Raw genomic sequence first — 24020 nt, forward strand, 5'->3', positions numbered from 1 at the left:
GGATGTGAGGCGAGCAGCGGAATCGCCGCTATCATCCGCCCATGCCCGATCTTGCCGCCCTCGCCCTCGACGCCCTGATCTTCATCGGTCTTGCCTGGGTCGCATGGCGTGCGCTGGGGCGGTCGATTCCGATCGCGGTCATCCCGATCATCATCGGCCTGTTGCTGGCGGCCACCGGCGTGCTGCCGGCCAGTTGGGGCGTACCGTCGAAGCTCGGTGACCAGATCGGCTTCCTCGGCGTGCTGCTGCTCGCGTTCACCGCGGGCCTGGAGACGCGCCAGTCGGCGCATCTGCCGACCGCCGCCGATGCCACGCCGCTGCCACGTACGCAGGCACTGCGCTTCGTCGCCAGCGCCGGCATGGCGCTGCTGCTGCCGTTCGCGCTCGGCACGCTGGCCGCGCACTACTACTTCACCGGCCTGCCGGGCTGGGACGCGCCGAAGGGCGGCGCCTGGATGGGCGCGCTGGCGATCGGCCTGTGCATCGCGGTCAGCGCACTGCCGGTGCTGATCGGCATCGTGCGCGAACTCGGTCCGCTGCATCGACCGCTGACCCAGCTCGCGCTGCGCATCGCGGTGATCGACGACGCGGTGCTGTGGACCGGCCTGGCGCTGTTGCTGCTGGTGGCCGAAGGCGGCTCGCTGCTGGCCGGCGCGTCCACCACGCATGTGTTCGCGGTGGGCGTGATCATCGTGCTCGCCGCGGCCGGATCGCTGGCGTCGCGCCTGCGTACGCCGCCGACCTGGCTTGTGTGGCTGTCGCTGCCGGTGTTCCTCGTCGCCGGCGCCTGGGCCAGTTCGCAACTCGGCCTGCATGCGCTGCTCGGCGCGTACTTCGGCGGCGCGATGGTGCCGCCGTCCTGGACGAAGCGCCTGCTGGTCGAACGGTTGGGCCAGATCGCCCTGATCGGCCTCGCGCCCCTGTTCTTCGGCCACAGCGGCCTGAAGATCGACGGCAGCGTGCTGGGCTGGGCGTCGCTGCAGGCCTCGCTGGTGCTGCTGGTGCTGGCGGTGGTCGCCAAGCTGGTCGCGGTGATGCTCTGCCCGCCGGCCTCCACGCTGTCGCGGCGCGAAGCGCTCGCGGTCGGTGCGCTGCTGCAATGCAAGGGCCTGATGGAAATCGTCGCCGCCACCATCCTGCGCGACCACGGCCTGCTGTCCGAGCACGCCTTCGCTGCACTCGTCACGCTGGCCGTGCTGTCGACGCTGCTGACCGGTCCGTTCTTCCGCACGCTGGTGAAGCGCCACGCGACCGCGGACGCGCACGGCCGTCAGCCCGCCTGAGGTCTACGCGTCCAGATAAGGACGCGATGTTTCCGTCAGCCAGCCCATGAACGCCTGCACGCGCTGCGGCAGGTGGCGGCGGTGCGCATACAGCAGCGTCACCGGCATCGGTTCGGCGCGGTAGTGCGGCAGCACTTCCACCAGCTGCCCCTGTTCGATCAACGTACGCAGCCCGGCCATCGGTGCCTGGATCAGGCCCAGTCCCGCCATGCACGCGGCTTCATAGGCATCGGAACTGTTGACCGTCAGTGCACCGGTCATCGGCAGGCTGGCGAACTGCGTGCCGTCCCAGTACTCCCAGCCGTCCGGCTTGCCACCGAAGGTGCTGGCGTAGTGGATCAGCCGATGCCCCTGCAGGTCGTCGAGGGATGTCGGAAGGCCATGGCGCTGCAGGTACGCCGGACTGGCGCACGTCACCACCCGCAACTCGCCCAGCGGCCGCGCGACCAGGCTGGTGTCGGCCAGCGTGCCGACCCGCAGCACGCAGTCGAAACCTTCCCGCACCACGTCGACACGGCGGTCGGTGCAGCTCAGTTCCAGCTCCAGCTGCGGGTGCGCCTGCAGGAAGTCCGGCAAATGCGGCAGCACGAAGTGCCGCGCGAAACGCGCCGGCATGTCCACCCTCAGGCGTCCACGTAGCGCCTGCGGCGTGCGCGCGAACAGATGCTGCACCTCGTCCATGTCGGCCAGCAGGTCGCGGCAGCGCTCGTAGAACGCCTGCCCATCTTGGGTCATCTGCACGCGCCGCGTGGTCCGGTGCAGCAGCTGCGTGCCGAGCCAGGCTTCCAGCTGCTGCACGGCGGTGGACACACTGGCCTTGGGCAGGCCCAGGCTGTCGGCGGCGCGGGTGAAGCTGGCCATCTCGGCGACCCGGACGAAGGCCTGCATGGCGTCGAGGCGGTTCATGACGGCTCCGGCGATTGTTCGTACATGACGAACGGTCCAATCAGTTTAAGCCGATTTATCCGCCCATTGCCGCTCAATACAGTGGCGCCACGGTGAATCCACCGCCCGTCCCCACTGGAGCCCCGCCATGACCACGCCCCCTTCCCCCCTCACCCTGATCACCGGCGGCAGCCGCGGGCTGGGCCGCAACATGGCCCTCGCCGTCGCCCGCCAGGGCCACGATGTGCTGATCACCTACCGCAGCCAGCAGGCCGAAGCCGCGGCCGTCGTCGCCGAGATCGAAGCACTCGGCCAGCGCGCCGCGGCGCTGCCGCTGGATGTCGGGCAGAGCGGCGGCTTCGACGCCTTCGCCGAGTCGGTGCGTGCGCAGCTCGCCGCATGGCATCGCGATCGCATCGACCACCTGGTCAACAATGCCGGCATGGGCGTGCACGCCGGCTTCGCCGAAACCACGCGCGAGCAGTTCGACGCGCTGGTCGACGTGCATCTCAAGTGTCCGTTCTTCCTGACCCAGACGCTGCTGCCGCTGATCGCCGACGGCGGCCGCATCGTCAACATCTCGTCCGGCCTGGCGCGCTTCGCCCTGCCCGGCTACGCCGCCTATGCGGCGATGAAGGGCGCAATGGAAGTGCTGACGCGCTACCAGGCCAAGGAACTCGGTGCGCGCGGCATCGCCGTGAACATCGTCGCTCCCGGCGCGATCGAAACCGACTTCGGCGGCGGTGCCGTCCGCGACAACGCCCAGCTCAATGCCTTCGTCGCTTCGCAGACCGCGCTCGGTCGCGTCGGCCAGCCGGACGATATCGGCGGTGTGGTCGCCTCGCTGCTGTCGCCCGCCATGGGGTGGGTCAACGCACAGCGCATCGAAGCGTCGGGCGGCATGTTCCTTTAAGCCATCAACGTTCCCTCTCCCCGTGCAACGGGGAGAGGGTGCCGAAGGCGGGTGAGGGGCGAACGGAAGCAGGATGACCGAGTTTCGCGACGCTTCCGCGTTCGGCGCGCTGCCCCTCATCCGCCCTTCGGGCACCTTCTCCCCGCCATGCGGGGAGAAGGATTCGGGCATCAGAACTCGACCTTCACCGACGGCGCACTGCGCTTCGCTTCGCCGTGGTAGACCGCTTCGATGTTGTTGCCGTCCGGATCCAGCACGAACGCACCGTAGTAACCGGGGTGGTAGTCGCGCAGGCCGGGGGCGCCGTTGTCCTTGCCGCCATGCGCCAAGGCGACCTCGTGGAAGCGGTCCACCATCGCGCGGTCCTGCGCCTGGAACGCCAGATGGTGCCGTCCGGTGAGCTTGCCGTCCGCCGCTTCGCTGTCCGCGGTGGAGACGAACAGCTCGTCGGCCCAGAAGTAGTTGTCGCCCTCGCCCGCCATCGGAATGCCGAGCACGTCGAACACGGCGGCGTAGAAGGTGCGGCTGGCTTCAAGATCGCGTACGACCAGCTGGATGTGGTCGATCAGGCGACCGCGGTGCAGTTCCTGGGTTTCCATGGCGTGATCCTCCGGTTGAAGAAACGGCAGTGATGACACGGAATGCGGACAGCGAGTGTCCGCGAGGCGCCGTTAACGCCGTCTCGACGCCGCGTGACGGACGCTGGCGCTCCGCCAGCCATCGCGAGCGCGCCATGCCCGAGTCCATCTACGACGCCCTGCACGAGAGCCACGAGGCGCAGCGCTTGCTGTGCCGCCGCCTGCTGCGCTCGAAACCCGGCACGCGCGAGCGGCTGGACCTGTTCACCGCGCTGCGCATCGAACTGGCGGCGCACGCGGCCGCGGAGGAACGCTTCCTCTACGTGCCCATCCTGATGGACGACCGCGGCCTGAACTCCTCGCGGCACGCGCTGCACGAACACCACGAGATCGATGAACTGGTGGAAGACATCCAGTCGCTCGATCCCCGTTATGCGGCATGGCTGAAGAAGGCGCGCGAGCTGTCGGAAAAGGTGCACCACCACCTGCGCGAGGAAGAGAAGAAGTTCTTCCAGGTCTCCGGCCGCATCCTCAGCACGACGAAGAAGGCGCAGTTGGCGCGCCAGTACCGGCGCGACTACGCGCGCATGCGACGCGAACTGGAAGCGGCATAGTCCTCGCACTACGCGTTCTTTACGGGATGCGGCACGGGACGCGGTAGAGGCTTTACGCGCACGCCCCCTATCGTGGCGTCACCGCACTCCGGTGCGCTTCATCGCTCCCATGTCCATCCTGATCCTGCGCGGCCCGCATGCCGCCATCCCGCCGTTCTCCGCGTCGTCCCATACTTTCTACCGTCCGCTGCGTGAGCGTGCCCGCGCCGCCGGACAGGCGCTGCACTGCCGCGCCTTCGCCAGCGTCCGCGAGCTGATCGCCGGCTTGCGGCGCGCACGCCGCGAACGCACCGACCTGCTGCTGCTCGACATCGGCGACCTCGCCCTGCGCGACACCGCACAGGCCACCGCGCTGCGCGCTGCGCTCGACGACCTGCCGTCGCCCTACATCGAAGTGCACGACGATGCCGCGCATGCACTGGAGCCGCGCGTGCAGCCGCAGCATGCCCCGCTGGTCACCGTCATCCTGCGCGACGACCTGTCGCGCGCCTATGCGATGGCGCTCGCCATCGCCCTGCGTCGCCTCGACCGTGCGACCGCGGCGGACGCCTTCCATGCCTGAGCCGGAGCCCCTCATGTCCATCCTCGTCATCCGTGGCCCCGAACACCACGATCGCCTGACCTCGCCGCCGCCTCCGCTGCCGCCGTCCGTACTGGGTGCACTCGTGCAGCGTGCAGCGTGCAGCGTGCAGCGTGCGGGCTGCGCGGGCCAGACGCTGGCCGTGCGCAGTTGCGGCTCCACCACCGAAGTGCTCACCGCCCTGCGTCTGGCCAACGAATGGGGCGTCCGCGCCACCCTGCTCGATCCCGGCGCACTGTCCGACCACCCGCTGCTGCAACGCGCGGTGCAGGGCCTGACGCATCCCTACGTGGAAGTGCACGACGGCCTGGGCGAACAGGAACCTTCCCTTCCTGCCTCCACCGGACGCCGCCTCGCGGTGGTCGATGGCTACGGCGCACGCAGCTATGCGCTGGCGCTGGAGATCGCGCTGGAACAACTGGGCTGCGCCGAGTGCGAGTGCGATGTGCACGTCGGCACCTGACGCGCCGCGTGAGTACTTCGCCGACTACGAGGTCTACCAGGAAGGTCATGCCGTCGCCTGGGGCCAAGTGACGTACCGCGCGCGCAACGCTGCGGACGCCACCGCGGCAGACGTGGTGGCGTCGTTGCGCCAACAGGCTGCTTACATGCACGAGGTAGACGCGGGCGCGATCCGGTTGCGTTGCATCGCACGCCTCTGATCCCCCTGTCATGCCGGCGTCATCCCGCTCGCGTACGTTGCCGGGTTTTCCGACAGGCGGGGCGACACGTTGGCCGAGCAGGCGATCCGGGCGCTGACACGCGTCTTCACCGACCAGGCGCCCGCCCTCCGTGGTTTCTTCGCGCGTCGCGGCGCCAACGACGAGGCCGAAGACCTGGTGCAGGAAACCTATCTCCGCCTGCTGCGTGCCCACCAGGGCGGTGGCGAGCGCATCGCCAATCCGGAGGCCTACCTCTATACCGTCGCCACCAACCTGGCGCGCGAACAGGCTGCGCGCCGGCAGCGCTCGCCGGTGCCGATCGAAGACGTCGAACAGGTGGCCGCGCTGATGACGAATCCGGAAGGCGTCGAGGACGCGACCGAGCGCGCGCAGCGCCAGCAGCACATGCACGTCCTGCTCGCCGGCCTGCCGGCACGCACGCGCGCCGTGCTGGTCATGCAGTACCGCGACGGCCTGACCTACCGCCAGATCGCCGACCGCATGGGTGTCTCCCCGCACATGGTGAAGAAGCACGTCGTGCGCGGGCTGGCGGTGTGCCGCCGTGCGGTCGGGGACGACCGATGAGCGACCGCCGCTTCGGCAGGATGAGCGCCACCGAGGAAGCCGCGCACTGGCATCTTTTGCAGCGCGAAGGCGCGTTGAGCGCGACCGACCAGCAGCGCTTCATGGATTGGCTGGTCGCGTCGCCCGACCATCTGCGCGAATACCTCGCGATGGCACGCGTGACCGCGGAACTGGGTGAAGCCCTGCGCACCCTGCCGGCCGATGCGGAGACCGATGCACTCATTGCCGGCCGTCCGGCGGATCACGCCAACGTCATCCCGCTGGGCCGTACACGAGCCATCGAGCATCCGCCCGCGCGCGCGACGCGCCGTACCTGGTTGCCACGCGCGGCTGCCGCGGCGACGCTGCTGCTGGCGGTCACCACCGGCTGGCAAGCGGTATCGCCTTCGCCGCGCCATTACCTTGCGCCGCATGGCGAGCCGCGCGTCTTCGCGCTGGATGACGGCACCGTGCTGCACCTCAATGCGGAAAGCGAAGCCAGTGTCTCGCTCGGCCTGTTCCACCGCCGCGTGGCGCTGACCCGCGGCCAGGCGAGCTTCGTGGTCGCGCCCGGCCGACGACCCTTCACCGTCCGCGCGGCCGGCATGGAGGTGCGCGACATCGGCACCACATTCGATGTTTCGCTGCAACGCGACCAGGCGCGCTTCGGTGTCACCGAAGGCCGCATCCACGTGGTCGATGAGGACGGCGCCGGACGGCTGCTGGCCGACCTGCAGGCGGGCCAGGCCGCGCGCATCGCGCAGGCGGATCGCCGGGTACACATCAGCCAGGAAGACAGCGACGTGCTGACCGCCTGGTGGGACCGGCGCGTCGTGTTCCGCGACGAGCCCCTGCGCGACATTGCCGACCGCTTCAACCGCATGAACCGCGTGCGCCTGCACGTGGACGACAACGTGGCCGGTGCGTTGCGTCTGACCGGCAACCTGCAGGCGAACGATCTCGCCTCGCTGCGCGCCTTCCTCGACGAGCAACCGTCACTGGCCACGACGGCGGACGCGCGCGAGATCCGCGTGCGTTCGCGCCACGTGCTGGTGCCCGGCGCGTACTGATCCAGCTGCTGTAAGAAAAAATTCACGAAGAAATCGGTGCCCGATCTTCTTCGTCGGGAATCGTAGGGAGGTGAGCACGCGTTGATCGCGCTGCCGCCACCCCACCCCACTGGACTCCCCGATGCGCCGACTCCTCGCTCTTTCCATCGCCCTCGCGCTGCAGGCCGCGACCGCCAATGTCGCGGCCCAGCAGGCGAACGTCGCGACCGACGCCATCCCGCCGCAGTCGCTCGATACCGCGCTCAACACGCTGTCGCGCCAGACCGGCCTGCAGTTCGTCTACAACGCGCAGGCCGGCAACCCGCGCACGCGCGCCGTGCCCGCCGGGCTGTCGTCCGAACAGGCGCTGACGCAACTGCTCGACGGCACCGGACTGCGCTACCGCTACCTCAACGCCAGCACCGTCACCATCGAAGCCGACGCGGCACCGGCTGCGCCCGCCGCGCCTGCTGCGGAACCTGCCCGCGCGCCTGCCGCCACAGCACCCACCGCACAAGCGGTGGACACGCAGGAGCTGGAAAGCATCGAAGTGGTCGGCAGCTACAGCCGCAGCCTGGAGCAGGCAGTCGACATCAAGCGCTACACCGTGGGCTTCTCGGACTCCATCGTGGCCACCGACGTCGCCGACTTCCCCGAACAGAACCTCGCCGAGGCGCTGCAGCGCATGCCCGGCGTGACCATCGAGCGCAACAAGGGCATGGGCAGCAAGGTCAACGTGCGCGGCCTGCCGTCCGAGTACACCCATGTGTCGATCAACGACCTGGCCACCGCCTCCGGCAGCGGCGGCCGCGACGTGGAGTTCGACCTGTTCGCCTCCGAGATCATCCAGCAGGTCACCGTGCAGAAGTCCCCCACCGCGGCGGACGAGGAAGGCGGCATCGCCGGCTCGGTGAAGATCTCCACTGCACGCCCGTTCGACTACAACGGCCGCAAGCTGGTGTTCTCGGCCGAGGGCGCACACAACTCGATCTCCGAGGAGACCGACCCGAAGTTCGCCTTCCTCGCCAGCGACACCTGGGGCGACTGGGGCGCACTGGTGTCGTTCTCGCACGCCGAGCGCACCAACCGCACGGATTCGACCTCCGGCATCAACTTCCGACCGATGTCGCGCTTCCTCGGCGCCTCCGGCACGCGCGGCTCGCAGGCCGAAGCGGTGATCGAGCGCGATACGGGCTGGGTGATCGACAACCGGGCGAACACCGCCGAGAGCAACCTGATCGTGTTCCAGGACAAGGTCGGTGACCGCGTCTACCTCAACGACCAGGACAAGTGGGGCGCCACCGCCTCGCTGCAGTACAAGCCCAGCCGCACCTTCAGCCTGACCTTCGACGCGATGGTCGGCGGCTACGACACCACCGAGGACGAGTACGACGCCGCCGCCTACTCGGCCTCCAGCCGCAGCACACTGGAGACGATCCACGAATACGACGACACCACCCTGTCCGACTACGGCATGCTGGTGCTGCGCGACGTGTCCTACACCGCGACCCAGCACGAGTTCCTGAGCAAGGAGCGCATCAACAAGACCGACTACGGCCAGTACAGCGTGGCCCTGGACTGGAACAACGACCTGTGGGACGTCGAGGCGATGGCCGGCTACTCGGGTGCCGAGAAGACGCTGGACTACTCCAATCTCAAGCATGTGGCCTACGCACCGTCGCGCACGCGCTGGACCGGCCGCAGCGGCGAGACCCTTCCCAGCGCCACCTCCGGCGGCTTCGACATGTACGGCTCGCCCGAGCGCTACCTGTTCGAGGCCTACGAGACCACGCTGGAGAAGATCAACGACGACAAGTACGCCGCCAAGGTCGACGTGACGCGCAAGCTGGAACTGCCGTTCCTCCCCGCGCTGCGCAGCGTGCAGTTCGGCGGCCGCTACACCGACCGCAGCAAGGAACGCCAGTACGGCGAGCTGAAGATCACCGGCCCGTCCGCCGGCAACACCTCGTGGGTGAACGTCCGCACGCTGGCCGACAGCCCTCTGCAGTGGATCGGCGACATCGTGCCGGGTGGCAACTACAGCGTGAAGGATCTCGACTGGCGACAGGTCTCCAACGACTTCGCCCGGGGCTACTTCCGCTATCCCGGCTTCTCCACGCCGTTCGACGACGCCCAGTACTACCGCGTCGACGAGGAAGTCGCCGCGCTGTACGCGATGACCAATTTCGACTTCACCCTCGGCCGCGTGCCGGTCACCGTGAACGCGGGCGCACGCTACGTCGATACATCGGTGACCTCGTTCGGCTACCACCCCGTGCAGAACCCCGACGGCAGCACCGGCTACACCGACACGCCGGTGTCGAAGGACGGCGGTTACACCGACGTGCTGCCCAGCTTCAACCTGACCGCCGAACTGGCCGACGGCCTGCTGCTGCGCGCCGCGGGTTCGGAAACGCTGATCCGTCCGGCGCTGGGTGACGTGGCCTACAAGCGCACGGCGAGCTGGAGTTCGTTCCGCTTCACCGACGGCAACCCGGACCTGAAGCCGACCTACGCCAAGCAGTGGGAAATCGGCCTGGAGAAGTACCTGGAGAACGGCGGCCTGCTGGCGGCGTCGTACTTCCGCAAGAAGATCGACGGCGTGGTGGTCAGCGCGCTGACCGGTGTGGTCGAGGACGTGGCCGTGTACAACGCCAACGGCACGCTCAACGGCTACTACGACTTCGACGTCTACCAGCCGGTGAATGCCAAGGGTTCGTACGACGTGGATGGCATCGAGCTGATCGCCAACCTGCCGCTGGCCACGTTCCACCCGGTGCTGGAAGGCTTCGGCCTCAACGCCAACTACACGATGCTGGACAGCTCGCTGGCCGGCGAGTCCGACCTCGGCATCCGCACACCGATGCCGGGCCTGGCGGAGAAGACCTGGAACCTGACCGCGTACTACGAGAACGCGCGCTTCGACGCCCGCGTGTCGTACAACCACAAGGACGAGTACGTGGAGTCGATCGGCTACAACATGTACCCGATCTGGCGCGATGCCTATGGCCAGCTCGATGTCTCGATCGGCTACCGGATCAGCGATCACCTGAAGCTGAGCCTGAAAGGCATCAACCTGACCGACGAAGAGACCAGCGGCTACACCATGGATCCATCGTTCCCGACCATGTACGAAAAGTCGGGCCGCCGCATCAGCCTGGGGCTGCGCGCCGACTTCTGATCCCCTGCGCGCCGTCGGCCCGTGCCGCGGCGCGCTTCTCTTTCCCGCGATCCTGCCGCACCCGCGGCGGCATCGCCGTGTCCTGCGAGGTTCACCATGCGCTCCTTCCTGTTGCTGGCCCTGCTGGCGGCTCCGCTCCCTGTCCTCGCCGCCGAAGGCGACACCGGCCGTGCCTGGCAACCCGGCGACCACCACGTGCACAGCGAATGGAGCGTCGACTGGAACCGCACCACTTCGCCGCCGACGCCGATCCGCGGCGGCGATTCACCGTACACGCGCAGCGACAACGCACGCCAGGCAGCGAAGTTCGGACTGACCTGGATGGTGCACACCGATCACGGCGGCCCCGGCCATTCGGTGGTGACGCGCGACCACGCCTGGCCCGCGCTGGAACAGGCGCGTCGCGACGTGCCCACGCTGATCCAGTTCAACGGCGCCGAATTCGACGTGCCCGCGGCGGAGCACGCGTCGTTGATCATCGCGCCATCGCCGCGCGAGCGCGATGAACTGGTGGAAATCGAACGCCGCTTCGGCCGCAGCGAACCTATCGACGGCGTGCAGCGCGACGATGGCCAGACCATGCTCGACGCACTGGCGCACATGCGCAGCCTGCCCGCGCCGCCACTCGTGTTCGTCAACCATCCCTCGCGTACCGCCAGCGGCGTCGGCATCTGGGGCGATGTGGATCCCACCGAACTGCGCGGCTGGCACGACACCGCACCACGCGTGCTGGTCGGCATGGAAGGCGCACCCGGCCACCAGGCCATCCGCAGCGAGCGCGGCCTGTACCGCAACGCCGCGGCACCGACCTTCGGCGGCTTCGACCAGATGACCGCGCAGGTCGGCGGCGTATGGGACACGTTGCTGGCGGAAGGACGACGCTTCTGGATCACCGCCACCTCCGACTCGCACGTCAACCTGCGCGATGGCGGCCGCGACTACGATCCCGGCGAATACAGCAAGACCTATGTGTGGGCGCGCCACGACGCGGACGACATCCTCGATGGCCTGCGGAACGGCCGCATGTTCGCGGTGACGGGCGACCTGGTCGACCGGCTCGAACTGCGCGTGCGCGCGGGCGGCAAGCGCGCGCCTTCCGCCACGCTCGGCGAGACGCTGGCGATGACGCCCGGCGACACGATGCGCATCGAACTGCGCGTGCGCCAACCCGCGCGCCCGAACACGCACGGCGACATGCCCGTGCTGGCGCAGATGGAAGTGATCGTCGGCTCGCCCGGCGATGACGGCGCGCCGGTGATGCAGACCCGGCGCTGGACCGCGGAGCAGTGGCGTCGCGACGGTGACTGGCGCGTCGTCACGTGGGAACTGCCTGTCCCGGCACGCGGCGCCTTCGTGCGTGCACGCGGCAGCAACACAGGGGAAGCGGCGCCGCTGGCCGACGTGCCCGGCGAGGATCCGTGGCAGGACCTGTGGTTCTATTCCAATCCGGTGTTCATCGACACCGCCGGCCCGCAGGCGCAACGCCCTGCACGTTGAGCACAAGACAGCGGGTGTTCACGCCCGCGCGTGATCCGGCCCGCAGTTCCCGCCATCGGCGCCCCATGCGTTGACGCGGTCTTTGCGAAACGCACGCGACACTTCACGTGTGGTCGATGCCGCAACCGCGGCGTGCCGGATCCAGGTGAAACAGCCACGGCGGCCACACCGGTACCGTTGTACGAAGCCCTAGCTTCGTCCAGCCTAGCTGCAAGTGCGTCCCCGTCCGAAGGATCGCTGGCGCGGTACCTGCTTCATCGCAGAAGGACGACGGAACGCGTGGCCTCAGCCGCGCGTTCCGTCTTTCTGCGGATCGGCGGAGGTACGGACATCGCAACGCGTGTCCGCGAACGCCTTCGACCCGGACAAAGAACCGGGTGCCGTCAATGTCGCGACCGCCAGCGTGGCCGCTGCAAGCAGCCCCGTGGCGCAATGCGGCACCAGGTCCATGGAGGTCATCGCTTCGCGCCGGAGCACGCGCCGGCGTCCGGCATCGGGCGAAAAGCGCTTCATACGTTCCTCGGCGGCAGCGGCACGCGCACGCGCGGGGTGACGTCGGCGGGCGACGCCAGCGACTGCATCTGGCAGAAGGTGGCGTCGTAGGCGGCGACCTCTTCTTGGTACTGGCAGAGCGCGCGGAACGGGTTGCGCGCCGACAGCGCCTGGGCCGAGGCACGCAGGCGTTCGCCGTCGGGATGGGTCTGCACCAGTGCGGCGACCCATACGGTCAGGGCTTCGAGTTGCCCCGTGGCGCGGGCGTCGCTGGTTTCCAGTCTTTCCAGCAGGGAATGCAAATGGGTCTGTGTGTACAACAGCATGGGGCAAGCGTCCGGTGCGTGATCACCGCGTCCTGGCCCCTGTTCCGGCTGCGGTTTCCCCTGATCACGCGCAGATGATGCGGCGGCGGCCAGGGCCGCCGCCGCGCGAGTCATGCGCCGTTAGGGAAAACGTGACTTGTGGCCTACCCGCGCAGGTTCACCTCGGCGACCTTGTCTTCGTAGTCCTCCTTGGGATCCACGCCCAGCAGCATCTTCACGCCGGCCAGCAGACTCTGCTCGTTGAGCCAGATCTCCGCGTGCTCGGCATCGAAACGCAGCAGCGCGAGTTTGGGATCGTCCTTGCCGCCTTCGTACCACGCGGCGATGAAGGGGTTCCACAGCCGCTCGATCACCGCGCGGTCGTCGTCGCGCACCAGCGACCCCTGCAGGCTGGCGAAGATGTCGTGTCCCATCGACGCGAAGGTGGCGATGGCGCGCTGCGGCGCTGACGTGCGCTGCGCGAGCAGGTTGTCGGTGGCAGTGAAGATCCACAACGGCCCGCGTCCCTCATGTTCCAGCAACGCCGTCATCGGACGCGTATGCCCGTCCTCGGCGCCGTCCAGGCCCAGCATCATCGTGCGATCGGACTTGATCGCCTTCCACAGCTTCTTCTCGAGTTCCTCGGGCGTATGCATGGCGCACTTCCTCGTCGGTGGTGCGCGCACGCTAGTCGCCGGGGCGTCGCGTCGCCGTCAACGGCATCGGCCATCGTCAGCCGTGCGTCATCTTTGTCGCGCCTGCGTCACGGCCGGCGTACTCGCGGATGAACGGTAGCGGCGTCTTTCACCACGCGTTCGCGATGGCGCGCGCAGGCTGGCCTCGCGATTCCCACAGGAGATCCGCCATGAATACCCCCCGTGTCCTGTTGTCGCTCGGCCTGATGTCGGTGATGTCGGCTGCCGTCGCGCAGACGTACGGCCCGCAGGACGAAGGCCGCCGCTTCAGCGATGGCAGCAAGATCGAATGCCGCAACGTGGAAGTGCAGAAGAACAGCCGCGATCCCAACCGCGTCGCCGGCACCGCCATCGGCGCGGTTGTCGGCGGCCTGCTGGGCAACCAGGTCGGCAGCGGCAACGGCAAGAAGGTCGCCACCGTCGGTGGCGCCGTAGCGGGCGGCGCAATCGGCCGCAAGGTGCAGGGCAACAGCCAGGAGAACAAGGGCGACCGCATCGTCGAACGTCGTTGCGAGCGCATCTACCGCTAAGTGCGTCTGCCCCCGGGACAGGCGCGCCGGGCGCCTGCGGTGACGAGGCCGCAGGCGCCTTTTTCTTTCCCTGACTGCGGTCATCGCCGCCGGGTCAGCGCATCGTCACAGTTCGTCCTGGCACGCCCGCTTCAGCCTGTCGTCGCCGCTGCCTGCGCAGCGGGCGGCGTAAAGGCGTGCCGCGTCGGCCTTGCCTGCACGACGGTTCAGGCGCACGCCATACGGCAGCAGTTCCGGCGGATCACCCAGGCTCTTGCGGCTGGTTTCCAGCACCTGCAGTGCCTGCTCGCGGTTGCTGCTGCGGCTGGCCATGTCCAGCGTGAGCTGGTGCAGCGCGAACAACGAGTCGTTGCGTCCGAGCTCGCCCTGCAGCACCGGCAGTGCCTTGTCGCGATCCATCTGCGACTCCATCAACCGCATCGCGGTGTAACGGATCAGCGGCGTTTCCGCTGCCGGACTCCGCACCAGCGCCTGCAGCACCGCATCCTGCTGGGGACGCGTCAGGCGCGTGGCATCGGCAGCCAGAACCTGGTGCGCCAGTTGCATGGACGCGAACATCGCATCCACCTGCGTGTCCCCCGCCCACGACAGCGCGCGCATGTCGGGCCGCTCCAGGTCGGCGTGTTTCGTTTCGATGTGCGCGCGCACCCGCTCGATGCGCTGCGCGGAGTCACGGTGCGTATTGCCGCCGGCCTGCTGCACGCGCTGCTGGGTGGCGCCGACCAGCGCGGTGATCAGATTGTCCACGCCCTTGTTGTCGTCGAGCCGACGCTTGGCCGAGCGCGCCTGGTCACTGTTCTGCAGGTAACGGCCCAGCGTCGCCGCCACACCCTGCTGCATGGCGGTGGACGGCGTACCCGCCTGCCGGCGTTGCTGCTCCCACAGTTCCATGCGGCCCAGCATGTCCATCATGGCGATCGGGTTGTAACCGGCAGCGACCATCAGGTCGGTCCCCATCCGATCGGCTTCATCCTCCTGCGCGCGTGCCCGCGTGGGCACGATGCCGGCCTGCACCGACTGCATCGCCGTCTCGCGCAGCAGCGCGTGGCGCACGTAGTCGGTGCTCGGGCGCGAGGTGCTGACGCCGGCGTACTCGCGGTCCAGGTAGATCGAGGTCAGGCCGGCGCCCACGCCCTTCGCGGTTTCCAGCGCGCTCTTGCCCGGGTGCTTGCGCAGCACATGCACGTATTCGTGCGCCAGCAGCGCGGCGATCTCGTCCTGGCTCTCCAGGCTCTGCAGCATGCCGGCCGCAACGAAGATGGACCCGTCCTCCGCCGCGTACGCCTGGAAGGTGGGGTCGGGAATCACGTAGACGCGCGCCGCCGGCGCCCTGGGCCCGGCGGCACGCCGGATCTCCTGCAATACCCGGTCCAGCGCGCCGTCCAGCTGCGGCTGCTGTACCACGCCATAGGCCCACCGTTGCCGTTCCACCGGCGTCATCGTGCGGTTCTGGCGGAACGACTGCAGCACGCCACCCAGCAACTGCGCGTTGCGGTTCAACCGCTCCAGGTCCTTGTCGCTGATCAGCGGCTTGCCCGCCTGCGCGGCCGGCGACGCGCAGGCCAGTGCGAACACCAGCAGCGCGCAGGCGCCGCGGCGCGCGTTCACGGACAGCCCTCGCCCGCACCGCGCACGCCGGCGGTAGCCGCGTCGCGGCTGGCGGTGACGCCGCTGCCCGTGCGCGCGGGTGCACAACGCACGCCGGGCGCCAGGCTCAGGTCGCCTTCGATGCGCAGCTTCAACTTGTCCACCCACACCGGGCCTGCGGCGGTCTGCACCTGCACATAGCCCTTGCGCGACACATCGAGCACCGGCGCGTTGGCCAGCGACGCCCCCGCTACGCTCTGGCCGGTACGCTTGAAGCGCTCGCCGTCCTGCTCGAACGTGGCCACCTGCTCACTGGTGGCCTGGATCACCTTCGCCTTCAGCGGCGTGCCGCCGTTCCCTGCCCACGCTGTCGCTGTCGCCGCCACCAGTACCGCCCGCAGCGCCCACGCCCGGCGCATCTTCGCTTTCGCCTTGTCCATTGCCCTGCTCCCGCTTGTCGGGGCCCTGCGGCCCGAGGTTTGCCACGTACCACGTCACGGCCAGCGCAAGTCCCAGCAGACCGATCCAGTCCTGCGGCGGCTGGTGCAGCACGCCCTGCGCGAACACCGCCACACCCAGCCCCAGCAGCACCGACAGCGCCGCCATCAACACCAGGCGTTTGATCGTGCCGCGCACCGTTACCAGGACGATGCCTGCCGCCAACGACAACAGCACCGCGTTGAGCAACGCCAGGCGATTGTTCGCGCCGTCGGTGCGGTGCGTGCGGCGTTCGCCCCAGGTCATCAGGTTGTCCAGCGCCATCGCATGCAGGTAGACGCCGGGAATCTGCTGGTGCACCGGCGACAGCACGCGGTCGTTGAGACCGGTCAGATGGGTGCCGACCAGAACTACGCGATCGGTCAATGCATCGCGCATCGCCTCGTCGTCCAGCTGTTCCTCGAACACGGTGAACGTGTACGCGCACTGCGCGCGATGGCGGTCCTCCACCTGCTCGTCGCGACCGCTGTTGAAGCTGTCCCACAGCAGCCGCGCCGAAGCGGCCAGCCGCGTGCCGAGGGCGACGTCACCGGTGCGCGTGCAGGCGCCGTTGCCGCCGCTGCCCCGCGGCAGTGTGCTGCCCCAGCGCACCACCATCGGCTGCGCCCGCGCCTGCGCGGACAGTGCCGAGACCGGCGCGCTGCATCCCGTCCCGCGCTCGGCGCACGCTGCTTCATACAGCGCCAACGCCACACTGCGCGCGTCGGCACCCCCGGTTCCGCCCACGTCCGTGCGCATCGCCGCGCCCTGGGCATTGATGTAGTCGCCGCGGATGCTCAACGGGTAATCGCTGCCCGCCCCCTGCCAACTGGTCACCACGTCGCGCGCACCGCCCGCGCCGGAAAAGATCGAACGTCCGCCCGGCGCGGCGACGCCGAAGTACACCGGAATCCCCGCCGCCGCGATTTCCTCGCCGATGCCCAGGCGTGCGTCCTCGTAGCTGTCGTCGTAGTCGCGACGCTGCTGCATCAGGATGTCCAGGTACACCGCGCGCGGACGCTGGGCCAGGATGCGGCGCAGCAGTTCGTCGTAATAGGTGTACTGCGGCGGCCACCCCACGCCGCGTGCCGCCAGCGTGTGGTCGTCGATCATCACCACCGCCACGTGGTCCTGCGCATCGCTGCCGTAGAACGGCGCCATCACGCGCGCGGTGATGCGCTGCGACTGCGCCTTGCTGGCGTTGTCCAGGCCGAACGGCTCGATCAGGTTGAACAGCAAGCCCAGCAGGAACACGCAGAAGAACACCAGCACGGTCGCGTCAACGACTTGCCCCGCGATACTGCGCGGACGCCAGGCGATGCCGTGCAGCCATGCCAATCTTGGATGCTTCGCGGCCAGTTGCGCCAGCCACGCACCCAGCCCCACCCCATCCCCGCGCGCGTCCGCGCCAGGCGGCGTGTCCTGTCCCTGCGGTGTGGCCTGCTCCGCCACGCTTTCCCCCGGTCTGCGCCGGCACCCCCGTCCCGGCTCCGTGCACCATAACGGCCGTTACGCAGGGCAGCAACCTCGACGCGCGCTACCCGTGCGTACGCCGGGCCACCGGCGGTTCCTGCGGCGCCAGCGCCGGCATGTCTTCCACCGCGCGTGGCTTGCCGATGTAGTAGCCCTGCAACCGGCTGCACCCCATGGCCGCCAGCATCTGTTTCTGCTCGAGCGTCTCCACGCCTTCGGCCACCACTTCCAGGCCGAGTTGCTGGCCCAGCATCACCACCGATTGCACGATGGCGGCGTGACGCGAGCCGGTGGTCATCTGCCGCACGAACTGGCGGTCGATCTTCAGTTCGTGCGCCGGCAGGTAAGCCAGGTACGACAAGCTGGAATACCCGGTACCGAAGTCGTCCAGCGAAATGCGCGCGCCCACCGCCTCCAGTTGCGTGAGAACCTCCACCGTGCGCTCGGGCTCGAGCATCGCCATCGATTCGGTGATCTCCAGCGTCAGCGCGCCCGGCGGCAGGCCGTGCCGGCGCATGGCCGAGGCGACCTGCGCCACCAGATAGTCGCCACGCACCTGTACCGGCGACAGGTTCACCGACACCGTGGGAACGCGCGCGCCGGCGCGACGCCACACCGCCCACTGGCGGCAGGCTTCATCCAGCACCCATTGGCCCAGGTCCACGATCAGGCCCACGCGCTCGGCCAGTGCGATGAAGCGGTCCGGCATCACCAGGCCCAGGCGCGGATGCTGCCAGCGCACCAAGGCCTCCATGCCGGCCATGCCGTTGTCCTGCGCACGCACCTGCGGCTGGTAGTGCAGCACCAGCTGTCCGCGTTCCAGGGCCTTGCGCAGTTCGTAGGTCAGTTGCAGCTGCCCCTGCACCTCGTCGCCCATCGACGGCGCGTAGAGGGCAAGGCCGTTGCGGCCGGCCTGCTTGATGTAATACATCGCCACGTCCGCGTGCGCGATCATCGACTGCGCATCCTCGCCGTCACCGGGATACTGCGCGATGCCGATACTCGCGCTCACCGTGACGTCGTCGTTCTCCTGCAAGCGGGTCGATTCCAGCAGCGCCGCCAGCAGGCGCTCGCCGCGCGCCGTGGCCTCGCCCACCTCGGTCACGCGCGTGACCATGACGAACTCGTCGCCGCCCAGCCGCGCCACCGTATCGTCGGCGGCCGCCATGCGCCGCAACGTGTCCGCCACGCGGACCAGCAGCGCGTCGCCCACGTGGTGGCCGAAAGCGTCATTGACGCCCTTGAAGCCATCCAGGTCGATGAACAGCAACGCGAACCGCTCGCCCTGCAACTGCGCGCGCAGGATGCGCTCCTGCAACTCGTCGGTCAGCATCATCCGGTTGGGCAGGCCGGTGAGCGCGTCGTGCATCGCCAGATGGGTCAACTGGCGGTTGGCCAGCTGCAGCGAATCCGACAGCCGCGCCGTGCGTTCGTGCAGCAGCCGGTCCAGCGCGCTCGCACCTATCGCGGTGCCCAGCACCGCGGTGTTCACCACCACCACCAACCAGGCCAGCGAATCGGGCGACAGCCCGTCGCGCAGCGCCGCACTGCAGATCGAGCCTTCGGGGAAGTGCGCCGCGGCCATGCCGGTGTAATGCATGCCGACGATGGCCACGCCCATCACGCCCGCAGCGAGCAGGCGGTGCAAGCGTTCGTGATGCGCGTTGTCACGCAGGCGATAGGCGATGGCGAGCGCGGCGCCGGCGGCGACGATGGCGATCAGCAACGAGGCGGCGAACCAGAGCGGCTTGTAGATGATATCCGGGTCCATCCGCATCGCTGCCATGCCGATGTAATGCATGGCCGCGATGCCCAGCCCCATCACCACCGCGCCGCTCACCAGGCGCAACCGGGTGACGTGGTCGCGGGTGACCAGCCACAACGCATAGCCGCTGGCCGCCACCGCCAGCAGCAGCGACAACAGGGTGATGCCGATGTCGTAGCCCAGCCGGATGGGCAGGCGCAGCGCGAGCATGCCGATGAAGTGCATCGACCACACGCCGATGCCCATCGCCAGCGCGCCGCCGGCCAGCCACCAGCGACGGGCGACCGGGTCGCTGGCGCGGATGCGTCCGGTGGTCTTCAGCGCGGCATACGAGGCCACGACGGCCACGACGAACGACGTGACCACCAGTTCCGGCACATAGGTCGCAACAAGCCCTGCTTCCATGGAACGTCCCTGGCACTCCTCTTCTGACAGCTACAACGGCGTGGCCATTCAAGAATGAAGCCGTGCGCCGACCACCGGCGTCGGCGCGATCGATTGTGCGGACGCTGTCACATTACAGCCGCCGCGTAGGGCTCGGCGGCGGCGATGCCGGGCGTGTGGGCGCTGTCCTTGCTCATGCCCCCGCCCCCGCGTATAACGACCGTTATAACGTCTGGAGACACCCCATGAAGCTCAAGATCACCGCCATCGGCAATTCCGCCGGCGTCATCCTGCCCCGCGAGCTGCTGGCACGCCTGCGCCTGGAGAAGGGCGACGAACTGCACGCGCTGGAAACCGCCGACGGCATCCGCCTGACCGTCTACGACCCCACGCTGGCCGAGCAGATGGAGATCGCCGAGCAGGTGATGCGGGAGGATCGCCAGGTCCTGCATAAGCTGGCGCAGTAGAGCGCGCCATGATCATCTGGATCAGCAGGACACTGGCCTTGGCCATCCACGACCGCCAACTCGCCGAGCATGGTGGGGGCACTGGCGTGCGCGACGACGGATTATTCGAGGCGGCCCTAGCGCGTCCGCAGCAACGCCATGCCTACGGCGACCCGCCTCCGGATCTTGCCGATCTCGCAGCAAGCCTCGCGTTCGCTCTCGCGCGCAACCATCCTTTCATCGACGGCAACAAGCGTACCGCCCACGTCTGCTATCGCGTCTTCCTCCGGCTCAACGGTGGCGATCTCGCAGCCAGTGATGAGGAGAAGTACGCGATGACACTGGGCCTTGCCGAAGGCTCCATCAGCGAAACCGAGTTCGCCGACTGGCTTCGCCCTCGCATCGGGATGACGGCGACCGGCAAGGTGCAGGAACCGCCGGCACGCTACGCCCGCTGACAGGCTGTCAGGTCAAACGGCCCTCCGGCCGGCACTGACATCGGCATCCCCAATGCGCGCCCCGTCGCGTCCGTGCGCCTGGGCGTCGAGTGCCGCGCGCAGTCCATCCAGGTCAGACGCCCGCGTCGGGCGCACCACGCGGGCACGCTCGCGACCGTCCTCCAGCACGATCACCGTCCGGCCAGAGCGTCACGCCGAACGAGCGTCCCAGCGGCCGCCCCTTGCCGTCCTCGATCTTGACGTGGGTGGTACCGGCCTCGCCGGCCAGCCAGTCGCGCAGCAGGGGCTGGGCGAGCCGGCAGCGCCCGCACCACGGCGCGCCGAACTCGAGCACCACGATACCTTCCATGGCATCGACGGCGCTGCGGGTCGGCTCCACGACCGCGTAGTCGACGCAGTAGGTCACGATGCCCTGGCGATCAGCCGCTCGATGTCGTCGAGCCGGCTGTTGGTCAGGTCCTTGCCGATCTCCGCCACGATCCGCTGCGCCGCTTCCTTATGCAGCAACGGGCGCATGCGGCCCAGCGTGGCAGGATCGGCGACCAGCACCAGGTGTTCGTACTGCTGTTTCAGCGCGCTGTCGTTCAGTCCTTGCGCCAATTGTTTCGCGAACGTCGCTTCGTCGATCTGACGGCTGGTGGCTTCGCCGGGCACGCTGCCCGAGGGTCCATCGTCGTTCGCGTTCATCAGTTCGAGCAGGTCGTACTGGTGCAACGACACCGCGCCGTCTTCGCCGCGGTTGCGGAAGATCCGCGCACCCTCGCCGTCGGCGACCACCACCAGCGCATCCACGGGCAGAGCATTCATATCGATCTCCTCGGAAGGTAAGCCCATGCGCAATGCGCCCCGCCGTCTCACGACGGAGCACATCGCGCGGCTGGTCAGTGCGGCTTCTGCCTGTCCAGGGTGAATGCGTCGGCGACCGCATGCTTGGCGCGATCCCACGTCAGCCGCGATCCGCCCTTGAAGCGGCCCCAGCCGCGTTCCAGGTCGTTCGACAGGCTGTCGTCCCACGGGCGCTCGGCATACTGGCTGCGCGCGTAAGTGCCGTAGCGGTAGGCAGAACGGTAGTCGTCGAACTCGTCGCCGTCCTGCCGGTACGGTGCCGTCTGGAAGCGCTGGGCGAACGTGTCGTCGGTGCGCGCGTACGCATCGTACGTGCGGTCGGCACGCTCCCACGCATCCTGCAGCGCCGGACGCGCGCGCTCCCAGTCAAGGCGCGACTCGCCGCGGCGCGCTTCCCAGCCCGCCTGCAGGCGGCGCTCCGTCTCGTCCCACGACTGTTCCGGATACTCGCCGCGCGCCACCGCGCCGGCTTGGTAGACGCCTGCGTAGTCGCGCTGGAAATCGTGCTCGCCCGAATAGTACGGACGCGTGGGTGCGGCTTCGCGCCAGTAGTCGACCTCGCCCGTCGGATCGATGCGTTCGGCCACGCCTTTGCCTGCCGCGGCGCCTAGCACCGTACCGGCAGCGGCGCCGATCAGTGTGCCGATGGGACCGAACACCGTGCCGGCCACGGCACCGGCGGCCAGGCCACCGGCGGCGCCACCGACGCCGACGCCGACCGGGTGCGAACCCGGTGCGCCACTGATGGGATCGCGGTTCGCATCGCGTTGTGAAGTATCGCGTGTCATCTGGAAAGTCCTCCGAATGCGGACGCCATGCGACATGCATCGCGTCATTCTGCGCACGCGCCGCCATGGCGAGTGCAGGGAATGCATTCGATGTTCCGCATCCGGGGTGACAGCGATGTGCACTCGCGTCATGTTGGTGAGTGCATCGTGACGGAAAGGTGCGTTTTCCGACAACCGGGCGTGAATGGCTGTCGCCCAGCGCGGCAAGCGTTTGCTAGATGCCGACGATGACGCTGTCCCGTGCATCGAACATCATGGCCGCTGCATCCGAGCGGCGCGGCAGCACGATGGCGAAGGTCGTGATGCGGCCGCCGGAATGCGCCGTCACCTCGCCGCCATGGGCTCGTGCGATCTCGCGCACGATGAACAGCCCCAGGCCCAAACTCGCGTGTTCGCCCTTGTGGGCGCTACTGGATCCCCGCCGCAAGGGATCGAACAGCGCGTTGATCGTATCGCTCGAGAGCGGCTCGCCGGTATTGCTCACCGAGACGCGCACCTGCACGTCCTCGCCCGTGACGGATACGTCGATCTCACCACGTTCGTCGCCGTACTTCGCCGCATTGGTCACCAGGTTGTGCACCGCTTCGCGGATACGCACCTCGTCGAAGTCGCCATGCACCGTCCCCGTCACCTGAAGCGTCAGCGGCGCTTCGGGCAACGCAGCGCGTAGCAGATCGACCTCCTCGGCGACCGCTTTGCCAAGATCGCACACCGATTTTTTTAAACCCATGCCGGCGCCCAGCGTGCTCCTGCAGTAATCCAACAGACTGTCCACGAGCTGCCCCAGTTGCACGGCCCCCTTGAGGATGCGCTCGGCCTGACGCGCATAGGGTGTATCCCGCGTACTGTCCGCCAACAGTTCCGCCGTGCCGATGACGGCGTGCAATGGGCCACGCAGATCGTGCCCAAGCGCGCCCAAGAAGACGTTGCGCCAGGATTCTTCCGTGCGAGAGAACTCGGCCAGTGATTCGGCGACCGCCTGGTCGATCGCTTCGTTGAAGCGGATCATGTCCTCGATCGACGCGGTGACCAGCGCCTCATCGGCCGCCCACAGCCGGAGCACCGAGGCCCGCAGGGCACGGTACTCGGCGATCATCTGGTTGACGCCGAAGCCGTCGTCCGCGCGGCTGCGGCCGTGGCTGGTAGCGGCCGATTCCGGGCCTGCGCGTTCGGGCGCGCGTCCCTCCGCCTTGGCGCGCTGCTGGGCGGGACTCTGCGCGGTGCGCAGGTCCAGTACGATCGCGCGCAGGATCAGCGGAATGTCGTTGCGCAAGGTCTTGACGTCGAACTTCACGCCGACCGGCGTTTGGGTGGTCGCAAACTCCACGGCGTCATCGAGGATCCGCTCGGTGTTCGCTTGGATGAAGTCGGCTAGTCGCATGAGCACTCCTTCCTGCTCCAGTCGTGGGGTGACGTCTGCGGTCATTCGTGTTCCTTCCGTCGCGTCACAGGGGCGGTGATCAGTCGGCGATGCTGCGCGGATCGCGCGGATCGTCGATATGGGGTTGCGGGTCCGGCGGCTGATCGGGCCCGCCGGGTACGTCGTCGGGATCCGACGGATCGCGTGGCATCGGCGGCGCCTGCGGATCTTCCGGGCGATACGGATCGCTGGGCGTGCCGGGCTCGCTCGGCTTGCCGGGCTCTGTCGGTTCACCGGGCGGCGTCGGCGTGCCCGGCGGCGTGGGTTTGCCCGGCTCGCTGGGTTTGGGCGTGCCGTGGGCAGTGATGGGGATCTGCATGCGTATCTCCTGCGCGCCGGCGGCGCGATCAGTCCTTCGCGGTGGAGGCCTGCAGCGCGGCGGCAACACCGGCATCGCCGGAGACCAGATCGGCCCAGCGCACTTCCACGCCGTTGCGACGTCCCTTTTCGACCAGCTTCAGGCCGTTGGGATCGATGGTCAGCGTGTACGCCTGTTCGCCGATGGAGAGTTCGCGCCGCAGCGCCTTGTCGAGAGGGGTCATGGTGCG

At 68.5% G+C, this 24020-nt stretch carries 27 protein-coding genes and 1 pseudogene; 13 read left to right on the forward strand and 15 right to left on the reverse strand.

What is annotated here, in order from left to right; translation table 11 throughout:
* Positions 1-41: 41 nt before the first annotated feature.
* Positions 42-1283: a cation:proton antiporter gene (locus tag IB230_RS10355; RefSeq protein ID WP_192271880.1), complete on the forward strand. Its 1242-nt coding sequence runs from the start codon at positions 42-44 to the stop codon at positions 1281-1283.
* 3 nt (positions 1284-1286) lie between these two features.
* Here the strand turns inward: IB230_RS10355 and IB230_RS10360 are convergent, their stop codons facing one another.
* Entirely contained in the window at positions 1287-2189 is a 903-nt protein-coding gene (locus IB230_RS10360; protein ID WP_192271882.1) for a LysR family transcriptional regulator, read from the reverse strand.
* A gap of 127 nt (positions 2190-2316) precedes the next feature.
* Here IB230_RS10360 and IB230_RS10365 point away from each other — a divergent pair, with 127 nt between their 5' ends.
* Positions 2317-3081 carry an SDR family oxidoreductase gene (locus IB230_RS10365; protein ID WP_192271884.1) on the forward strand — a complete coding sequence of 255 codons (765 nt, stop codon included), beginning with the start codon at positions 2317-2319 and terminating at the stop codon, positions 3079-3081.
* Between the two features lie 170 nt (positions 3082-3251).
* Here IB230_RS10365 and IB230_RS10370 read toward each other — a convergent pair whose 3' ends face one another.
* A complete protein-coding gene (locus IB230_RS10370) occupies positions 3252-3680 on the reverse strand; it encodes a VOC family protein (RefSeq protein ID WP_192271886.1) in 429 nt (142 codons plus the stop codon).
* A 134-nt stretch (positions 3681-3814) separates the two neighbouring features.
* Between IB230_RS10370 and IB230_RS10375 the strand changes: the two genes are divergently transcribed.
* The 8 genes from IB230_RS10375 to IB230_RS10410 all read left to right on the forward strand — a co-directional run bounded on the left by IB230_RS10375 (position 3815) and on the right by IB230_RS10410 (position 11806).
* Positions 3815-4273, forward strand: coding sequence for a hemerythrin domain-containing protein (locus tag IB230_RS10375; RefSeq protein ID WP_192271895.1), 459 nt, complete (start codon positions 3815-3817; stop codon positions 4271-4273).
* Positions 4274-4382: 109 nt separating this feature from the next.
* Positions 4383-4835, forward strand: coding sequence for a hypothetical protein (locus IB230_RS10380; RefSeq protein WP_192271897.1), 453 nt, complete (start codon positions 4383-4385; stop codon positions 4833-4835).
* Positions 4836-4848: 13 nt separating this feature from the next.
* The gene (locus IB230_RS10385; protein ID WP_192271899.1) at positions 4849-5316 is read left to right on the forward strand and encodes a 3-dehydroquinate dehydratase; all 468 of its coding nucleotides are present in this window, start codon (positions 4849-4851) and stop codon (positions 5314-5316) included.
* Positions 5297-5515, forward strand: coding sequence for a hypothetical protein (locus tag IB230_RS10390; RefSeq protein WP_225589484.1), 219 nt, complete (start codon positions 5297-5299; stop codon positions 5513-5515). The genes IB230_RS10385 and IB230_RS10390 overlap by 20 nt, the downstream gene beginning before the upstream one ends.
* Positions 5516-5584: 69 nt before the next feature.
* Positions 5585-6100 (forward strand): sigma-70 family RNA polymerase sigma factor, encoded by a 516-nt coding sequence (locus IB230_RS10395; RefSeq protein ID WP_192271903.1) that lies wholly within the window; start codon positions 5585-5587, stop codon positions 6098-6100.
* Positions 6097-7149, forward strand: coding sequence for a FecR domain-containing protein (locus IB230_RS10400; RefSeq protein WP_192271905.1), 1053 nt, complete (start codon positions 6097-6099; stop codon positions 7147-7149). Before IB230_RS10395 ends, IB230_RS10400 begins: the two co-directional genes overlap by 4 nt.
* A 121-nt stretch (positions 7150-7270) precedes the next feature.
* Positions 7271-10309 carry a TonB-dependent receptor gene (locus IB230_RS10405; RefSeq protein WP_192271907.1) on the forward strand — a complete coding sequence of 1013 codons (3039 nt, stop codon included), beginning with the start codon at positions 7271-7273 and terminating at the stop codon, positions 10307-10309.
* 96 nt (positions 10310-10405) lie between these two features.
* Positions 10406-11806: a hypothetical protein gene (locus IB230_RS10410; RefSeq protein ID WP_192271909.1), complete on the forward strand. Its 1401-nt coding sequence runs from the start codon at positions 10406-10408 to the stop codon at positions 11804-11806.
* A gap of 285 nt (positions 11807-12091) precedes the next feature.
* On the opposite strand, the gene IB230_RS10415 is transcribed toward IB230_RS10410, so the two are convergent.
* The 3 genes from IB230_RS10415 to IB230_RS10425 form a co-directional block, all read right to left on the reverse strand.
* Entirely contained in the window at positions 12092-12256 is a 165-nt protein-coding gene (locus IB230_RS10415) for a hypothetical protein (protein ID WP_192271911.1), read from the reverse strand.
* A gap of 59 nt (positions 12257-12315) precedes the next feature.
* On the reverse strand, positions 12316-12624 hold the full coding sequence (locus IB230_RS10420) for a hypothetical protein (protein ID WP_192271913.1): 309 nt from the start codon (positions 12622-12624) through the stop codon (positions 12316-12318).
* 143 nt (positions 12625-12767) lie between these two features.
* Positions 12768-13259, reverse strand: a complete 492-nt coding sequence (locus IB230_RS10425; RefSeq protein ID WP_192271915.1) for a pyridoxamine 5'-phosphate oxidase family protein — start codon at positions 13257-13259, stop codon at positions 12768-12770.
* A gap of 209 nt (positions 13260-13468) precedes the next feature.
* On the opposite strand from IB230_RS10425, the gene IB230_RS10430 reads away from it, so the two are divergent.
* Complete coding sequence (locus tag IB230_RS10430) at positions 13469-13828, forward strand: glycine zipper 2TM domain-containing protein (protein ID WP_192271917.1); 360 nt, start codon at positions 13469-13471, stop codon at positions 13826-13828.
* Positions 13829-13933: 105 nt separating this feature from the next.
* On the opposite strand, the gene IB230_RS10435 is transcribed toward IB230_RS10430, so the two are convergent.
* From IB230_RS10435 to IB230_RS10450, 4 genes are all read right to left on the reverse strand, one after another.
* Positions 13934-15436, reverse strand: coding sequence for a M48 family metallopeptidase (locus tag IB230_RS10435; protein WP_192271919.1), 1503 nt, complete (start codon positions 15434-15436; stop codon positions 13934-13936).
* Positions 15433-15744 carry a hypothetical protein gene (locus tag IB230_RS10440; protein WP_192271921.1) on the reverse strand — a complete coding sequence of 104 codons (312 nt, stop codon included), beginning with the start codon at positions 15742-15744 and terminating at the stop codon, positions 15433-15435. Before IB230_RS10440 ends, IB230_RS10435 begins: the two co-directional genes overlap by 4 nt.
* Positions 15725-17344, reverse strand: coding sequence for a CHASE2 domain-containing protein (locus tag IB230_RS10445; RefSeq protein ID WP_192271923.1), 1620 nt, complete (start codon positions 17342-17344; stop codon positions 15725-15727). Before IB230_RS10445 ends, IB230_RS10440 begins: the two co-directional genes overlap by 20 nt.
* A gap of 85 nt (positions 17345-17429) precedes the next feature.
* Complete coding sequence (locus IB230_RS10450; RefSeq protein WP_192271925.1) at positions 17430-19535, reverse strand: EAL domain-containing protein; 2106 nt, start codon at positions 19533-19535, stop codon at positions 17430-17432.
* Positions 19536-19759: 224 nt separating this feature from the next.
* Here IB230_RS10450 and IB230_RS10455 point away from each other — a divergent pair, with 224 nt between their 5' ends.
* Both IB230_RS10455 and IB230_RS10460 read left to right on the forward strand, forming a co-directional pair.
* Entirely contained in the window at positions 19760-19981 is a 222-nt protein-coding gene (locus IB230_RS10455) for an AbrB/MazE/SpoVT family DNA-binding domain-containing protein (protein ID WP_192271927.1), read from the forward strand.
* A gap of 8 nt (positions 19982-19989) precedes the next feature.
* Positions 19990-20418 carry a type II toxin-antitoxin system death-on-curing family toxin gene (locus IB230_RS10460; RefSeq protein WP_192271929.1) on the forward strand — a complete coding sequence of 143 codons (429 nt, stop codon included), beginning with the start codon at positions 19990-19992 and terminating at the stop codon, positions 20416-20418.
* An 84-nt stretch (positions 20419-20502) separates the two neighbouring features.
* Here the strand turns inward: IB230_RS10460 and IB230_RS10465 are convergent.
* The 6 genes and pseudogenes from IB230_RS10465 to IB230_RS10490 all read right to left on the reverse strand — a co-directional run.
* Positions 20503-20767: pseudogene (locus tag IB230_RS10465) on the reverse strand (thioredoxin family protein); the annotation flags it as partial.
* 53 nt (positions 20768-20820) lie between these two features.
* On the reverse strand, positions 20821-21225 hold the full coding sequence (locus IB230_RS10470) for a host attachment family protein (RefSeq protein ID WP_192271937.1): 405 nt from the start codon (positions 21223-21225) through the stop codon (positions 20821-20823).
* A 74-nt stretch (positions 21226-21299) separates the two neighbouring features.
* Positions 21300-22052 carry a hypothetical protein gene (locus tag IB230_RS10475; RefSeq protein ID WP_192271939.1) on the reverse strand — a complete coding sequence of 251 codons (753 nt, stop codon included), beginning with the start codon at positions 22050-22052 and terminating at the stop codon, positions 21300-21302.
* Between the two features lie 214 nt (positions 22053-22266).
* Positions 22267-23478, reverse strand: a complete 1212-nt coding sequence (locus IB230_RS10480; protein ID WP_192271941.1) for a HAMP domain-containing sensor histidine kinase — start codon at positions 23476-23478, stop codon at positions 22267-22269.
* Positions 23479-23512: 34 nt separating this feature from the next.
* Positions 23513-23791: a hypothetical protein gene (locus tag IB230_RS10485; protein ID WP_192271943.1), complete on the reverse strand. Its 279-nt coding sequence runs from the start codon at positions 23789-23791 to the stop codon at positions 23513-23515.
* Positions 23792-23819: 28 nt separating this feature from the next.
* Positions 23820-24014, reverse strand: coding sequence for a hypothetical protein (locus tag IB230_RS10490; RefSeq protein WP_192271945.1), 195 nt, complete (start codon positions 24012-24014; stop codon positions 23820-23822).
* Positions 24015-24020: the final 6 nt, after the last annotated feature.

Source organism: Pseudoxanthomonas sp. PXM01 (genome assembly GCF_014851815.1).
GTDB lineage: Bacteria > Pseudomonadota > Gammaproteobacteria > Xanthomonadales > Xanthomonadaceae > Pseudoxanthomonas_A.

Excerpts from the sequence above, each read along its gene's own strand:
- IB230_RS10480 (WP_192271941.1), bottom strand. The coding sequence starts at position 23,478 with ATGACCGCAGACGTCACCCCACGACTGGAGCAGGAAGGAGTGCTCATG.
- IB230_RS10375 (WP_192271895.1), top strand. The coding sequence starts at position 3,815 with ATGCCCGAGTCCATCTACGACGCCCTGCACGAGAGCCACGAGGCGCAG.
- IB230_RS10365 (WP_192271884.1), top strand. The coding sequence starts at position 2,317 with ATGACCACGCCCCCTTCCCCCCTCACCCTGATCACCGGCGGCAGCCGC.
- IB230_RS10450 (WP_192271925.1), bottom strand. The coding sequence starts at position 19,535 with ATGGAAGCAGGGCTTGTTGCGACCTATGTGCCGGAACTGGTGGTCACG.
- IB230_RS10430 (WP_192271917.1), top strand. The coding sequence starts at position 13,469 with ATGAATACCCCCCGTGTCCTGTTGTCGCTCGGCCTGATGTCGGTGATG.
- IB230_RS10355 (WP_192271880.1), top strand. The coding sequence starts at position 42 with ATGCCCGATCTTGCCGCCCTCGCCCTCGACGCCCTGATCTTCATCGGT.
- IB230_RS10410 (WP_192271909.1), top strand. The coding sequence starts at position 10,406 with ATGCGCTCCTTCCTGTTGCTGGCCCTGCTGGCGGCTCCGCTCCCTGTC.
- IB230_RS10405 (WP_192271907.1), top strand. The coding sequence starts at position 7,271 with ATGCGCCGACTCCTCGCTCTTTCCATCGCCCTCGCGCTGCAGGCCGCG.
- IB230_RS10490 (WP_192271945.1), bottom strand. The coding sequence starts at position 24,014 with ATGACCCCTCTCGACAAGGCGCTGCGGCGCGAACTCTCCATCGGCGAA.
- IB230_RS10460 (WP_192271929.1), top strand. The coding sequence starts at position 19,990 with ATGATCATCTGGATCAGCAGGACACTGGCCTTGGCCATCCACGACCGC.
- IB230_RS10370 (WP_192271886.1), bottom strand. The coding sequence starts at position 3,680 with ATGGAAACCCAGGAACTGCACCGCGGTCGCCTGATCGACCACATCCAG.
- IB230_RS10470 (WP_192271937.1), bottom strand. The coding sequence starts at position 21,225 with ATGAATGCTCTGCCCGTGGATGCGCTGGTGGTGGTCGCCGACGGCGAG.
- IB230_RS10400 (WP_192271905.1), top strand. The coding sequence starts at position 6,097 with ATGAGCGACCGCCGCTTCGGCAGGATGAGCGCCACCGAGGAAGCCGCG.
- IB230_RS10360 (WP_192271882.1), bottom strand. The coding sequence starts at position 2,189 with ATGAACCGCCTCGACGCCATGCAGGCCTTCGTCCGGGTCGCCGAGATG.
- IB230_RS10415 (WP_192271911.1), bottom strand. The coding sequence starts at position 12,256 with ATGGACCTGGTGCCGCATTGCGCCACGGGGCTGCTTGCAGCGGCCACG.
- IB230_RS10380 (WP_192271897.1), top strand. The coding sequence starts at position 4,383 with ATGTCCATCCTGATCCTGCGCGGCCCGCATGCCGCCATCCCGCCGTTC.
- IB230_RS10420 (WP_192271913.1), bottom strand. The coding sequence starts at position 12,624 with ATGCTGTTGTACACACAGACCCATTTGCATTCCCTGCTGGAAAGACTG.
- IB230_RS10385 (WP_192271899.1), top strand. The coding sequence starts at position 4,849 with ATGTCCATCCTCGTCATCCGTGGCCCCGAACACCACGATCGCCTGACC.
- IB230_RS10425 (WP_192271915.1), bottom strand. The coding sequence starts at position 13,259 with ATGCATACGCCCGAGGAACTCGAGAAGAAGCTGTGGAAGGCGATCAAG.
- IB230_RS10455 (WP_192271927.1), top strand. The coding sequence starts at position 19,760 with ATGAAGCTCAAGATCACCGCCATCGGCAATTCCGCCGGCGTCATCCTG.
- IB230_RS10485 (WP_192271943.1), bottom strand. The coding sequence starts at position 23,791 with ATGCAGATCCCCATCACTGCCCACGGCACGCCCAAACCCAGCGAGCCG.
- IB230_RS10390 (WP_225589484.1), top strand. The coding sequence starts at position 5,297 with ATGTGCACGTCGGCACCTGACGCGCCGCGTGAGTACTTCGCCGACTAC.
- IB230_RS10475 (WP_192271939.1), bottom strand. The coding sequence starts at position 22,052 with ATGACACGCGATACTTCACAACGCGATGCGAACCGCGATCCCATCAGT.